Source organism: Streptomyces sulphureus DSM 40104 (genome assembly GCF_000381025.1).
GTDB lineage: Bacteria > Actinomycetota > Actinomycetes > Streptomycetales > Streptomycetaceae > Streptomyces > Streptomyces sulphureus.
Genome location: NZ_KB905824.1, coordinates 1 through 14,191, shown reverse-complemented (window position 1 = coordinate 14,191; position 14,191 = coordinate 1). Strand labels below are relative to the sequence as shown.

Annotated in this window: 8 protein-coding genes and 1 pseudogene; 1 reads left to right on the top strand and 8 read right to left on the bottom strand. The window is 73.2% G+C overall.

The features are described from left to right. Positions 1-6 precede the first annotated feature (6 nt). The 7 genes from F603_RS33635 to F603_RS33000 all read right to left on the bottom strand — a co-directional run bounded on the left by F603_RS33635 (position 7) and on the right by F603_RS33000 (position 10,108). Positions 7-2,652: a glycosyltransferase family 4 protein gene (locus F603_RS33635; RefSeq protein ID WP_019548937.1), complete on the bottom strand. Its 2,646-nt coding sequence runs from the start codon at positions 2,650-2,652 to the stop codon at positions 7-9. After that, positions 2,649-4,073: a glycosyltransferase gene (locus tag F603_RS0126345; RefSeq protein WP_019548936.1), complete on the bottom strand. Its 1,425-nt coding sequence runs from the start codon at positions 4,071-4,073 to the stop codon at positions 2,649-2,651. Before F603_RS0126345 ends, F603_RS33635 begins: the two co-directional genes overlap by 4 nt. Before the next feature lie 46 nt (positions 4,074-4,119). Then, positions 4,120-5,178, bottom strand: coding sequence for a Gfo/Idh/MocA family protein (locus F603_RS0126340; protein ID WP_019548935.1), 1,059 nt, complete (start codon positions 5,176-5,178; stop codon positions 4,120-4,122). Further along, positions 5,175-6,293: a DegT/DnrJ/EryC1/StrS family aminotransferase gene (locus F603_RS0126335; RefSeq protein WP_019548934.1), complete on the bottom strand. Its 1,119-nt coding sequence runs from the start codon at positions 6,291-6,293 to the stop codon at positions 5,175-5,177. The genes F603_RS0126340 and F603_RS0126335 overlap by 4 nt, the downstream gene beginning before the upstream one ends. A gap of 101 nt (positions 6,294-6,394) precedes the next feature. Next, on the bottom strand, positions 6,395-7,057 hold the full coding sequence (locus F603_RS0126330; protein WP_019548933.1) for an acyltransferase: 663 nt from the start codon (positions 7,055-7,057) through the stop codon (positions 6,395-6,397). 583 nt (positions 7,058-7,640) lie between these two features. After that, the gene (locus tag F603_RS0126325; RefSeq protein ID WP_019548932.1) at positions 7,641-8,591 is read right to left on the bottom strand and encodes a class I SAM-dependent methyltransferase; all 951 of its coding nucleotides are present in this window, start codon (positions 8,589-8,591) and stop codon (positions 7,641-7,643) included. 167 nt (positions 8,592-8,758) lie between these two features. Continuing rightward, a complete protein-coding gene (locus tag F603_RS33000) occupies positions 8,759-10,108 on the bottom strand; it encodes an acyltransferase family protein (protein ID WP_019548931.1) in 1,350 nt (449 codons plus the stop codon). Between the two features lie 278 nt (positions 10,109-10,386). On the opposite strand from F603_RS33000, the gene F603_RS0126315 reads away from it, so the two are divergent. Continuing rightward, on the top strand, positions 10,387-12,810 hold the full coding sequence (locus tag F603_RS0126315; RefSeq protein ID WP_019548930.1) for a glycosyltransferase family 4 protein: 2,424 nt from the start codon (positions 10,387-10,389) through the stop codon (positions 12,808-12,810). A gap of 27 nt (positions 12,811-12,837) precedes the next feature. Here F603_RS0126315 and F603_RS32995 read toward each other — a convergent pair. Next, a pseudogene (locus F603_RS32995) lies at positions 12,838-14,191 on the bottom strand (hypothetical protein); the annotation flags it as partial.

Sequence of the window (14,191 nt, the reverse complement as noted above, 5' to 3'; positions counted from 1 at the left end):
GCCCGGTCACGGCCCGGCGACCTCCCGTGTCCCGTGGAGCCCGCCCGTGCGGGTCCAGGTGGGCGTCGTGGGCTGCTCCAGCAGCGGGAGTCGGGCGTACGGCTCCTGGTCGAGCGAGTTGGAGACATCCAAGTGCGGGTACCTGCGGGCGAGTTGCCAGCCGAGCACGGTGGCGGGCTCGTCGCAGACGAAGACGCGCTCGGCCGCGCCGGGCCGCAGCTCGGCGAGGAGGTGCCGGCGGGCGAGCCTGGCGAACGTACGGGGACGGGACAGGCGCCGCGCACGCTGGTAGACGCGCTGGTGGAAGAGGTCGGAGGCGCGGAGCTGCTTGCGCCGCAGCGCCGCGATGCCGGTCTCGGGCGCGATCGTCGAGCGGGCCCGGCGAGCGAGGCGCTCGGCGCGCACGAGGACCCGGCGCGGCAGCCCGAAGACGAGGAACCGCTCGATCCGCGGCCCCGCCAGCCTGCGTTCGGCCTCCTGCACGCTCAACAGCCGTACGCGCGGGTCGAGTCGGGTGCCGGACCAGCGCCCGCGGTCGGCGGTGACGAGGTCGACGGGGACGCCGCGCGCCACGAGGTAGTCGGCGAAGCCGCTCACCCGGCGCGGGCGCCCGGGCGCGACAGCGAGCAGCACCACGCGGCCCGGCGCCCGGCTCGCCGCGTCTGGCGCGACGGCGCGCGCGACGTCGCTTGCGCCCGGAGCGGGCGGGGCGGCGGGCTCGGTGACGGAGGGCACCGCCTGCGTACGGGTGGCCGCGGGCGCGTCCGACGCCTGCGGTGCCGCCGGCGCCTCCGCGGTGGGCAGGGGTGCAGCGCCGGCCGAAACGATGTCGCCCGCGCCGTCGGAGACGAACCCGAAGGCCGTCCCGGGGCGGCGGCCGAGGGGCGGCACCTCCGGCTCGTCCTGCTCCTCGTCGTAGCTGTCGGCCCCCTCCTTGCGGTACTCGTCGGGGCCGCGCTCGTCGTTTTCGGTGAACTCTTCGGGGTCCTCGGCGTTTTGGCCCGGCGCCAACGAGCCGACGATCCAGGGGAGTTCGATGGTGTCCGTGTCGTCGTCGCCCAGCGCGGGGCCGCCGCCGCGGTAGACCTCGGCGAGTCGGGCGCCGATCACCTCCCTGCCGTAGCGCGCTTTCAACTCCTCGGTGGCGCGCGGGAGATCGAGCCGGTCGACGCGGCCCCGCAGCGCGCGGTAGGCGTCGACGATCACCTGAGGGTCCTCGCTGACGTCCATCAGCCCGCCCACGAGCTCCTCGACGCCCTGCATCGTCTCCGTAGGCCCGTGGCTGCGCGCGGCGAGCACCGGCATGCCGGTGGCGACGGCTTCGGGGAGCGTCATCCCGAAGGTCTCGAACCACGACGGATGGACGAGCAGGTCATGCCGGTGATACAGGGTGTTGACCTCCTCGGGGGCCACGGGGGGCAGCACCGTGAAGCGGTCTCCGAGGCCGAGTTCGGCGGCGCGCTCCCGCAGTGCGCACTCGCGGGCTCCCGAGCCGACCATCGTCAGTGCGGCCTCCGGCTCATCCGCGGCCACCTGTGCGAACGCTTCCAACAGCGCGTCCACGCCCTTGTGTTCGACGAGGCGGCCCAGGTACAGCCACCGCAGCAGCCGCGGATCGCGGGGCGGTCCGGGAGCGAACCTGTCGAAGTCGATGACGTTCGGGAGCACCTGCACCTTCTCCGCGTACTGCGGGAACTCTTCGGCGAGTTGGTCGCGGAGGAGGCTGCCGACGCAGAGGAATGCGTCGGCCCGCTCCAGCACCCGCTCGTAGAGCGCCTTCGCCGCGCGCTGCTCGAAGATGCGGCTCAGGAACGTCGCGTGCTCGGTGACGACGATGCGCGCGTCGGGGCGGCCGAGCCGCATGGCGAGGACGCCGCCGTAGATGCCGGTGTGCGCGTGGATCACGGGAGCCTCGATCCGCCCCGTGGGGAGCGCCTTGCGCAGCGCCTGCTCCTTCGCCGCGACCCACTGCGCGTAGTCCCGGCGGCGGCCCACCACCACGGGTACGCGCGTGAGTTCGCCCTCGGGGGTGTCGAGGACGGGGATGCGCGCGGGGTCGTCGAGGAGGCGGTCGGCCGCCGCGACCGCCGCCGACTGCACGCGGCCGTGCGTCTCCCCCGTCCAGTCCTCGGTGTGCAGGATCGAGATCCGCTCGGCCGCCTCGCGCACAGCGTCCGTCGACGCCTGCACGAAGGCGCCGGCGAAGGGGTTGTTCGGCGACGGGTACCACGGCGTCACGACCGCGAGCTCCGCGGGAGAGGTGCGCCGTCCGACGACGCCCGACGGCTCGAGCACCAGGCGTACGCCCGGCCTCCGCCGCACCGCGCGCCATCCGACGGGCAGCGCGACGGCGTCGCCCGCGACGAGCAGGTCGGTGCGGGGCAGCGGGCTGCGCGGGGAGGCGAGCAACCGGTCCGCCGCGCGGATCGCGGCCTGCCCGCCGGAGGTGTCCAGGACCACCCGGGCCACGCCCGGCACCTTTCCGGCCTGCCGCCAGGCCGGGGTGTCGGGCACCACGAGGAGCACCTGGTGGCCCGCCGCCGCGAACTCCCGTACGCGGTCGAGCGCCGCGCGAATGCGGAAGCCGCCGAGCGCCAGGTAGAGCACGCGGCTTCCGGTCGGTGCCGGCGCCGCTGCCGTCGTCCGCCTCATCGTGTCGCCTCCGCTTTCCGCTCCGACTGGTCTGCCGACGCCTCGGGGTCGTCCTCCGGGGCCGGGTGCCCCGCCAGCCTCCGCAGCCGCCGCTCCCAGGGTCCGAGGGTCGCCTCCCGGGTGAACGCCCGCGCGTGCGCGACGGCGCGCGTGTGGCGCTCGCGGTCCCCCGCGCGCGCCGCCTCGGCCGCCGCGACGAAGGAGCGCGCCACCTCCTCCGCCGTCAACTCCCCGCCGGCGAACCACAGCGGGTACCCGCTCAGCACCTCGGCCGCCGCGATCTCCGGTTCGTGCACCGAGACGACCGGCTTCCCCGACGCCATGTACTCGAAGACCTTCCCCGAGGTCACGTACCGCGCCCCCGGCACGCAGAAGACCAGCGCGTCGTTCTGCGCGTAGACGGACCGCACGTCCGCCTTGTCGAAGGGACCCGCGTACCGCACACCCGTCTCGCCGCCCACGGGCAGGCGCCGGCGCAGTGCGGCGGCGTCCTTGGGGAAGAAGCCGAGATGCCCGTGGATCACCAACTCGGCCCCCTCCAGCAGCGGATGGCTGCGCGCGAGCTGCCACCCTTCGAAGAGCTCCCGGAGCGGCAGGTAGGACGTGACGGTGCCGAGGTACCCGAAGCGCAGGGGGCGGTCCGGGTCCGGCGGACGGAACGCCTGGTCGCCCAGGAGCTCCGGCTCCCACCCGTTGGGCACGACCGTCATGCGCTCAGCCGCCGACGGATAGCGCTCCCGGTGCCACTGCCGCATCCCGTCGTTGACGAAGACCGCCTCGGCCGCCCCTTCGAGAACGCGCCGCTCCCACCCGTGGGCGGGGGAGCCGGCGGGGAACTTCGGCTCCTCGGTGAACTGGTTGAAAGTCCACGCGTCCCGGTAGTCCACGGCGTACGGGACGCCGAGGAGCCGCCCGAGGAACCAGGCGGCAGCGAAGGACACGAAGGGGTTGCCCGTCGCGAGCACGAGGTCGAAGGGCCGCCGCAGATGGCAGGCGACCGCGTCCGCGAGCACCCGCGGTATCCAGTTGAGGTACAGCTCGGGGAAGACGCGGCTCTGGAGCGCGCGGTGCAGCTCCCGCGAGAGCGCGGGGAAGTTGCGGCGCAGCACGCCGTATCTGCGCACGTCGCGCTCCCAGTGCGAGAACGACATCGGCGGCCTGTGCACCCGGACCCGCGGATGGACGGTCGCCTCGAGCGAGGGGTCGCACGCCCCCCTGAGGTACTCCTCGAAGAACTCCCTCGGCGCCGCGAAGACCGTAGTCTCCCAGCCCCGGGACGCGAGGTGGTTGGCCGTCGCCCGGGCGCGGAAGACGCCGCTCGCACGGCTGGGCGGGAAGTAGTAGGCGAGGTAGAGGACGCGCGGCGCCCCGGCTCTTCCGCCTCTTCCCCGCAACATCCTGTTCATCGGCGAGTCGGGCATCGGCGGGCCTTCCTACGTGGCTGCTCGGATCGGTGTGCCCGCCGCGTCACAGCGGCGCGGGCGCGTGGCTCGGTTCGCCGGCCGCGCCGCCGACGTCGCTGCGTGCGCGTGCGGACTCCAGCACGGCGGCGGAGACCTCGACGGTGCGCAACCCCTGGCGCACCGTCACGAGGTCCGCGACCTCGGCAGCGCCGGCGTGCACCGCATCCCTGAACCGCTCGTGCTCCACCTGCAGCGGTTCCCGCTTGGGGAAGGCGTAGCGGATCATGTCGCCCTCCGCGACGCCGCGGAAGGCGCGCAGCGCCTCCCACTCCGTCGCGAACGCCCCGTTGGCGTGGAAGGTGAGGTCGGCCGTGAGGGTGTCGGCGACGAAGCAGCCGCGCTCGCCCGTCACCGCGGTGAACCGCTCCTTGAAGGGGCTCAGCCAGTTGACGAGGTGGCTGACGATCGTGCCGTCGGCCAACTCCCCGACGACCGAGACCATGTCCTCGTGGACGCGCCCGCTCTTCGAGGCCGTCCGCGCCGAGAGCGAGGTGTACGGCTGGCCCGTGATCCAACTGGTCAGGTCGATGTCGTGGGTCGCCAGGTCCTTCACCACACCGACGTCGGCTATCCGGTGCGGGAAAGGCCCCTGCCGCCGCGTCACCACCTGGAAGACCTCGCCCAGCTCCCCGGCCTCCAGCCGCGAACGGAGCTGCTGGAACGCCGGGTTGAACCGCTCGATGTGTCCGACGCCCGCGACGAGGCCCGCGGCCTCGAACGCGTCGACGAGCCGCCGCGCCGCCTCCGGCGTATGCGCCAGCGGCTTCTCGATCAGCGCGTGGATGCCGCCGGCGGCCAGCCGCAGACCGACCTCCTCGTGGTACCCGGTGGGGCAGGCCACCACCGCGTAGTCGGGGGCGAGTTCGAGCAGTCGCTCCAGCCGGTCGAGGAGCGGCACGCCCGGCGGCATCTCGGCCACGTCCGCCGCCGGGTCGACGACGCCGACGAGGTCCACCCCGTCGAGCCCCGAGAGGACCCGCGCATGGTTGCGCCCCATCGCACCGAGGCCGACGAGCCCGGCGCGCAGCGTCGGCCTGTCCACGGCCGCGTCCGCCGTGCTCATTCGACCACCGCCCCTGCCGCGGCCGCCGCCTCGTCGACGGCGCCCACCACCCTCGCCAGGTCGCCGGCGGTGAGCGTGGGATGGACGGGGAGCGAGAGCACCTCGGCCGCGGCCCTGTCGGTCTCGGGGAGCCCCGCCTGCTGCTGCGCGTACGGCGTGAGCCGGTGGATCGGCGTCGGGTAGTAGACGGCGCTGCCGACGCCGCGGAGCTCCAACTCCCGCTGCACCGCGTCCCGTCGGCCGCCGGGGACGCGCACCGTGTACTGGTGGTAGACGTGTCGGGCACCATCGGCGACCGGCGGGGTGGCCAGGGTCGTGATCCCCGAGTCGAGCGCCTTCGCGTTGGCCCTCCGCCGCTCCGTGTACGCGGGCAGCCGGCCGAGCTGGACCCGTCCGACGGCCGCGGCGACGTCGGTCATCCGCAAGTTGGCGCCGACGATCTCGTTGTCGTACCGACGCTCCATGCCCTGGTTGCGCAACAGCCGCAGCGTGCGGGCGAGTTCGGCGTCCTCGACGGCGACCATGCCGCCCTCCAGCGCGTGCATGTTCTTCGTCGGGTAGAAGCTGAAGCAGCCGGCCTCACCGAACGTGCCGACGCGCACGTCGTGGAGGGCGGCGCCGTGCGCCTGGCAGGCGTCCTCCACGAGGGCGAGCCCGTACCGCCTGGCGAGCGCACCGAGGCGGTCGGCGGCGGCAGGGTGTCCGTAGAGGTGGACGGGGAGCAGCGCGGCGGTGCGCGGGCCGATCGCGGAGGCGGCGGCGTCCGGGTCGAGGCAGAAGGTCTCGGGGTCGATCTCGGCGAAGACCGGCTCGGCGCCGGCGAGGCGCACCGCGTTCGCCGTCGCGGCGAAGGAGAAGGACGGGACGACGACCTCGTCACCGTGCCCGATGCCGAGCGCCAGCAGGGAGAGGTGGAGCGCCGACGTCCCCGAGTTGACGGCGACGCAGGCACGTCCGTCGACGAACTCGGCGAACTCCTCCTCGAAGGCGGCCACCTCGGGCCCCTGCACGACGCGGCCGCTGCGCAGCACCCGCACCGCGGCCTCGATCTCCTCCTCACCGATCACCGGCTGTGCGGCCGGCACGTTCTCGGGTGCGTTGCGCTCGCGGTCCATGGCGCGATCCCTCCGTCAGCACGGCTCGTTCCCCTCCATGTCGACCCGGTCGCGGCAGCGCGCTAGCGGCCGCACCGAGGAATTCGCCCGTACGGCCCGGCTCAGCCGAGCGGCAGGGCGGCGCGCTCCCTTCCCGGCTCCCCCGCAGCCGCCGACGGCTCCTCGACGAGCCCCCCGCCCTCCCGCTCCCGATAGACCTCGCCCGTACGCGGGCACTCCCACACGCCGGGCTCGCCCGCGCGCTCCACCAGTTGCGCCCCGTCCCTGCCGACCCAGCCGATCCGCCGGGCGGGCACGCCGGCGACGAGCGCGAAGTCCGGCACGTCCGCCGTCACGACGGCACCGGCCGCGACCATCGCCCACCGCCCGACCCGCACCGGCGCGACGCACACCGACCGCGCCCCCAGCGACGCCCCCTCGGCGACGGAGACACCGACGGGCTCCCAGTCCCCGGCCCGCTTCGCCGAGCCGTCGGGCGTCACGGCGCGCGGCGCCCGGTCGTTGGTGAGCACGACGGCCGGGCCGACGAAGACGCCGTCCGCGAGGGCGGCGGGCTCGTAGACGAGGGCGTGGTTCTGCACCTTGACCCGGTTCCCCGCCTCGACCCCGGGGCCGATGTACGCGCCCCGTCCGATCACGCAGTCGGCACCGATCCTGGCGCCCTCGCGTACCTGCGCCAGCTCCCAGACCGCCGACCCTGCGCCGATCTCGGCGTCCTCGGCGACCTGCGCCCCCGGCGCGACGCGGCACTGCTGGCTCTGCATGGGCACTCCCGTATCCGTGCGGTACGACTCGCTGCCACGAGGAGCCGCCCCGGAGGACGGCACCCAACCCGCTTGCGGCGACGGGTGGTTGGCCCGCTCACCGTTCCGGTCGGAGACCCCTCGTACGGGGACCGCAAGGGCGGCCCCGCGTTTGGCATCCAATCGCGGCCGCGCGCCGGCGGCACCTCGGGCGGGCCGACCGGGTGAGGGCGACGAAGGCGCCGGCGGCCCACACGCGTGCACAGGCGGACGCACGCGGAAGGTGCCGCGACGCCCGCTGCCTCACGTACGCGGCGTCCGAATCCCCCAGGAAGCGGCGCACTTCGGCGCCGCCGAGCTCGACAAGCAGAGCGGCCCGCGCGGGCGTGCGGTGCCAGGCGCGGAGCCGGCGAGGACCGCGCCCTCGGGCTCCACGCGGCAGAACCGGCGCCGCCCTGCTCGCGCTCGGGAGCAGGGCGGCCGGGGTCGCAGCGCCAGGACCGCGGAGAGACTCCCGTCCGCGGTGAGCGCCGCCTCGGTTGCCCCGCGCGCGCTGCCCCGGCGTCCTCGAAAAAGTTTCAACGGACGGAAAATGGCACGTAGTTCACAGGCGTGCCCGCGCGCCCAGCGCACGCCCCCGCACCCGGACGAGCCCGCGCACCACGGCAGGCGGCAGCCAGTCCACCGCGGTTCGCCGCAGCCCCGCGGGTACACGGGCGCGGGACGCCCGTACCCCGGACGCCGGCCTGTCGGCCGCCTCCCCGCCGGACGTGCACCGCGGCGACGGGAGCGGCGGCGGCGCCGAGTCCTTCGCCGCGACGAGCAGCAACCGCTGCCCCGCGACCTCCTGCCACTGCAACCAGCACCTGCCGCGCTCGCTCAACCGCTCGTACAACTCCTCCTGGAGCGGCGCCGGATCGCCCCAGGTGCCGTAGAACTTGTGCGGGCTGGTGCAGATCGGCCGCAATCCGCCGCGGAGGACCGCCTCCCAGGTGGCGCAGGCGACGCCGGGGGTGTGGCCGGAGCGGTAGTCGTCGAGGACGGCGATGCCGGCGCCGCCGAGGACGCCTCGGGTCGCGGCGATGTCGGCGCGCACGTGCTCGTAGAGGTGGGAGGCGTCCACGTGGACGAAGCGGCAGCTTTCCGCGGGGACCTCGCGGGGCACCACGCTCGTCGGCGCGTGGAGGATACGGGGCAACTCCTCGTGGAAGGCGAGGTAGTTCGCCTCGAAGCCGCGGCGGGTCAGGGTGGCGTAGGAGCGCTCGGTCTCCCGGCTGTTGTGCTCGGTCGGCGCCGGGGAGCCGAAGAGGTCGCAGACGGTGAAGGTCTCCTCAGGACGCAGGTACGCCCGCAGAAGCACCGCGCTCTTCCCGAGGTAGGCGCCCATCTCCAACATGTCGCCCCGGTGTCGGAGACGGCGCTGCCGGTCGAGGAGGAGATCGAAGAGGATCAGGTCGGTGTTGTAGAACCAGCCGGGCACCTCGTGGAGCGAACGCGGCGGCTGCGCCGGGTGCGCGTCGGCTTCGGCGGCGCCGGGTGCTTGTGGTGCGGACATCGGGGAGGGCGCTCCTGAACAAGCGGGGTGGTGGAGCCCTGCGGTACGCACGCCGGGGCTCGCGTCGGTCCACGGCCTGTATAGGCGAGCGCAGGGGGCGTGCGCAGCGCCGCGCACCTCGAATCGTCAGGGCTTGTCGGGACCGTCCGCCGCGAGACATCCGATGTTCAGTCGGCGTTCGCGCCCGCCGTCGAACTCTGCACCCCGGCGCCCGTCCCGGTCCGCTGTGTGGATGTCCGGGGCCGCGGAGTGAGGAAACCCGGCAGCCGCGGCTCGACGAGCGGACGCAGCCACCGGCAGACCGGAGCCGTCGAGAGCCCGACGGCCGCGGCTGCCGCGAGCAGTGTCACGGGCACCATCGCCAAGGCGCCCCAGTCGACGACGAGTTCGTACCCGCCGAGCCCCTCGAACGCCTTGATGAGCAGCCCGTGGAGCAGGAACGGATACATGGTGCGGGCGCCGAAGGCGGTGAACCGCGTGTGCACGGCGGGAACGGCCGCGAGGAACGCGGCGCACAGCAGCAGGCCGACCGCGAAGAGGACGAGCCGCATCCCGAGGTAGACCTCCGGAGCGACGCCGAGCTGCTCGTAGCTCTGCTGCATCAGCAGCCACTGCGTCGTCACCCGGGGCGCCGCCCAGTACGCGCCGACAAGAGCCCCCACCAGCACCGGCAGCGCCCACCTGCGGCTCGCCCTGTTGCGGAGCGGACGCAACTGGGACGACCTGAGCCGCAACCCCAGCACGAACCAGGGAAGGAACATCAGGACCTTGCAGAGGGCGAGTTCACCCCCGACGTCGGTGAGCCCGGCGACGAGCGAGATCGCCACCGCGAACGCGAGCGGGAAGCGCACCGCCGACCACAGCGGCGCCGTGAGCCGCCAGAAGAAGAGCCCCACGAGGAACCAGCACAGGTACCGCGGCGACGTCGGCGTCCAGGCGAACTCCTCGCCGAAGCAGACCACGTACATCGCGGAGTAGATCGCCTCGAAGGCGAGGTAGGGCAGGAGCACCCCCGCGACGAGCCTGCGGACCTGGTCGGGACGGCCTTGGAAGTTCCGCGAGAAGTAACCGCACAGTGTGACGAAGAGGGGCATGTGGAAGGCGTAGACGAAGAGGTAGAGCGGCTTCACCGCCGGCACCGCCTCGACGACGGGCCCCCAGCTATGGCCCACCGCGACGAGCACGACAAGGAGGAACTTCGCGTTGTCCAGGAACGGATCTCTGCTGCGTCCGTCGACGACCGCAGAGGCGGTCGAGCCGGAGAGGACGCGCGAGGGCACCAGCTTGGCGAGGAAAGAGAGCCCGCCGGTCTCCGGGGGCTTCCGACGGGGCGGGTGAACGCTCCCCGCCGCTTCCGGTGATGCGGTGGACCGGAGCTCGGCCTCTTGCAGGTTCGGCATCTCTCGTCCCTCGGGCATCTCCTGCACCGCGAGCCCCGCTGCGGTACCGCGGCTTGCCTGCTCCACGGCCGTGTACGCGGTCCTCGGTGCCGTCCTGGCACGGTCGGCGATCTCCATTGATCCGACCATAAGGACGGGCGTGCACCACCCCGGAGCGCCTTGCCGCCGGGAACCCGAAAGAGGGATAGCGCTGAGTCGTTCCAGGACCGATCCTGCCCCTGCATGAGGTACGTACGCGCTGGTCAGCGCCTCACGCGCGCCAGAGCACCGGCTCCGACCCCCGCAACATGAATTGCGCAATACGGGAGCGCAGTGCATATCACTGTGCATATCACTCAGAGCAGTAAGAGAAGAACACCCGTATCACTGCGGGGGGAGAAAGTGCGGAGCACCTGATGAGGATCGCTTTCCTGCTGGACAACGCCTACGGCATCGGCGGCACCATTCGTTCGACCGTCAACCTCTCCCGGGCCCTCGCCGATCGGCACGAGGTCCAGGTAGTCAGCCTCAGGAGGACACGAGAGACCCCGGCACTCCCCTTCGACCCGCGCATCACCCTCACCTCCCTCATCGACCTGCGCCGCGACTCCCCCGGCTACGACGGCGACGATCCCCGCTTCCACCGGCCCAGCCGCCGCTTCACCGAGGGCGCCGACCACCTCGCGCGCGGCATCTCCACCGAGCTCGGTGACGACCGCATCCGGGAGTGCCTGCGCACCCTTGCGGCCGACGTCGTCATCGCCACCCGGCCGAAGATCAACGACTACCTGGCGGCGTACGGCTCGCCCGACACCCTCCGCATCGGCCAGGAGCACCTGACGCACCGCATGCACGGCGAGCACAAGCGGCGCCATCAGGACGCCGCCATCGCGCACCTCGACGGCTTCGTCACCGTCTCGTACGCGGACGCCGCCGACTACCGGGCCGCCCTCATGGAAAGCGACACCGAGATCGTCTGCATCCCCAACGCCGTCCCGCCGGCCGATGTCGAGCCCTCCGACGGCGAGTCCCGGACGATCATCGCCGCCGGCCGGCTGATCAAGGTGAAGCGGTACGACCGGCTGCTGCGGGCCTTCGCGCTCGTCAGCGAGAAGCACCCGGACTGGCGGCTGCGCATCTACGGCCGCGGCCAGCAGCGCGCCAATCTGCGCCGCTCCATCGACGAACTCGGCCTCTACGACCGGGCGTTCCTCATGGGCGCCCACTCGCCGCTGGAGACCGAGTGGGCTAAGGGGGCGATCGCCGCCGTCTCCTCGGACGCCGAGTCCTTCGGCATGACGATCATCGAGGCGATGCACTGCGGCGTCCCCGTCGTCAGCACCGACTGCCCCTACGGACCGGGCGAGATCATCACCAACGGCAAGGACGGCGTCCTCTCGCCGCGCGGTGAGGAGGAGTTCACCGTCCACGCGTACGCCGACGGGCTCCTCCACCTCATCGAGGACCCCGGACTGCGCCGGCGCATGAGCAGGAACGCACTCGACAAGGCGGCCCGGTACGCGCCCGAGCGGATCGCCACCGAGTACGAGCAGCTCTTCGAGCGGCTGCTCGCCGAGCGCCCCGCGCGCAGCGCCCCGCAGCACCCGCCCGAGCCGCTCCAGCCGCTCACCCCCGGCGGCGTTCCGCACGCGGCGGCACCCGCGAAGAAGAACGCGGAGTCCGCCACCTCGCCGCCGGGCGAGGGCGAAAGCTCCGGCGCCGGCGCCGCGGTCCGCGCCACCGGCGGGCGCGCGCTGCGCCGGGTCCCGGGTGCGCCCCGGGTGCGCAGACTCCTCGCCGGGGTGCTCCGCCCGGTGCTCCGGCGCCTGCGCCCGGCGCGCGGGAACGCGCAGCGCCGGCCGTCGCTCCCGAACCCCTCCGCGCACGTACGCGTCGCACGCGACGGGGGGCTGCACGTTGCGCTGCGCACCGCCGAACTCCCCGCGGGAAGCACCGCATTGGTGCTGCGTACCCGGTACGAGAAGGAAGGGGTGCCCGAGGTGCGGCTGCCGCTGCCCGAGCAGCAGGGGGCCTCGGTCGAGGAGCGCACCGAAGTCGTGGTGGACCGGCGGGAGCAGCGGCTTGCCGAAGCCCGCTGGGATGCCTTCGTCGAAGTGAGGACGTCAGCCGGAGCGGAGCACACCCGGGTGCGGGTCGAAATGGTCGAGAGCGCACGGCTGTTGAGCAACCCGGCGCCGCTCCAGGTCGGCGGTTCGGGGCAGGTGCTCACACCGTGGGTCCCGTACGCCACGGCCGGCGGGTTCCTCGCCGTACGCGCGTGGCACAGGGACGGGCACGCCGAGGTCGTCGAGGTCTCGCTCGGCCCCAGCTCCTGCACGCTCGACACCGAGCTGTACGGCCGCGCCGCGGAGGAGGCGCGCCGTGCCCCCGAGGGGCAGGCGATGCTCGCAGGCGTGGCCCGCGGCGAGGACGCCCGCAGCTTCGAACTGCCCCTCGCCCGGCTCGGTACGGCCGGCGCCGATCGCGCCTCCGCGAGCTTCGAGGTGCCCTACGACCTGCCCGGCGCCCTCGCCCGCAGCGACGAGGAGACCGCCTGGGACCTCTGGTTCAGGCCCGCTCCGGGGGCGCGTCCCGTGCGGCTCGCGCGGCTCCTCGACGACCTCCCCGACCGCAAGAAGACCGACATGCCGCCCCGCGTGGCGCTGAGCACCGAGAGGTCGCTGCGGCTCTACTTCTCCGTCAACAACAACCTGGTGCTCGCGGCAGGCCCGACACCGCAGGACTCCACCCCACCGCTCACCGCCACCCCGCGCGACGAGACCGCGCCCGCCGGCGCCTCGGGGCCCGAGGAGGTGCCGCAGACCTCGACCCCCGCGTGAAACCGTCGACGCAGCCGCCGGGCGACCTCAGCCCGGCGCCTCGGCGCGGCCCGCGAGACGGGTGTCCCGGTCCTCCGCCTCGGCGACGAGGCGGAGGACCGCACGGCCGAACCGCTCCAGCGGGGGCGGCTCGTTCGGTCCGAGGAGGTATGCCCTCAACTCCGCCCGCGCCTCGGCGAGTCGGTCCTCCCCCGGGTTGCGGACGCTCTCCAGCAGCGCGGGAACGCCGGACGCGTCGGGGGTGAGGATCGTCGCCGCGCGCACCGTCGGGAACTGCTCGCGGTACTCGGACTCCGGCAGACCGCTCGTGTTCACGACGGCGTACGGCTTCTCGCTCACCAGGTAGTCGGAGACGACGCTGGAGACGTCGGAGACGAGCAGGTCCGCCTCGTTGAAGCAGGAGAAGAGGCCGGGACGTGGCCCGGTGACGATCTGGTGCTCCCACTCGGGCAGCGAAGCCCAGTACGTCTCCTCCCAGGCGGCCGCCGCCTCCCGCACCCGCGCCGCCCACCCCGGCTCGGGCTGCGACTGGCGCAGCATCAGCTCGACCTCGTCCGCGTCCCTGCGGCGGCGGTCGCCGACGAGCGCGGCCATCTCGACGGTTCTACGGGCGAGCTCGTCGCGCCCGCTGGGTCGGGGTCCGGTGCGTTGGGTGTTGGCGTGGCGGATGAGGGTTTGGATGCGGTGGTCGGCTTCGGCGGCGCGGGGGTCGACGGTGCCGGTCATGGGGTGGGGTTTGTAGAGGAGGCGGATGTGGTCGTGGGCGAGGAGGGCGGTGACGAGGTGTTCGCCGGCGTGGATGATGCTGGTGTTGCCGGGGTCGTCGGTCCAGCCTTCCCAGGTGGGTGCGTAGAGGACGGTGGTGTGGCGGTCGGGGGTGGGGGGTCCGGTGTGGGGGTTGATGGGGGCGAGTTGGGGGCGGCCGACTTCGATGATGTCTTTGTCTTCGACGCCGATGTCGGCGAGGTGGTAGCGCTCGCGGGCGGCGGGGCCTGCGACCCAGACTTCGTCGTAGGCCTTGGCGTAGGGGTTGCAGGAGGAGAGTTTGTCGCTTTCGCCGTGGTTGGTGAAGGCGTGTTTGATGGTGGGGATGCGGAGGACCTGGCTGGTTTTGCCGGAGTTGGCGGGGTGGAGGAGCATGCGGAGGCTGGAGTGTTCCAGGCGCATGAGGTCGGCGACTTTGGGGATGCACAGGATCGGTACGTCGGTCGCTTCGATGCGTTGGACCATGAACCGCTCCCGCAACACGATCACCGGGCGTCCCTCCAGCGCGCCCAAGGTCGAGAGCCACATGTTCGCCTGATACGCCGAAGACGTACCCCCCGAGAAATACATCCCCACCGTCGGCCGATACTCCCCCAACCACGCATCCAACCACTCC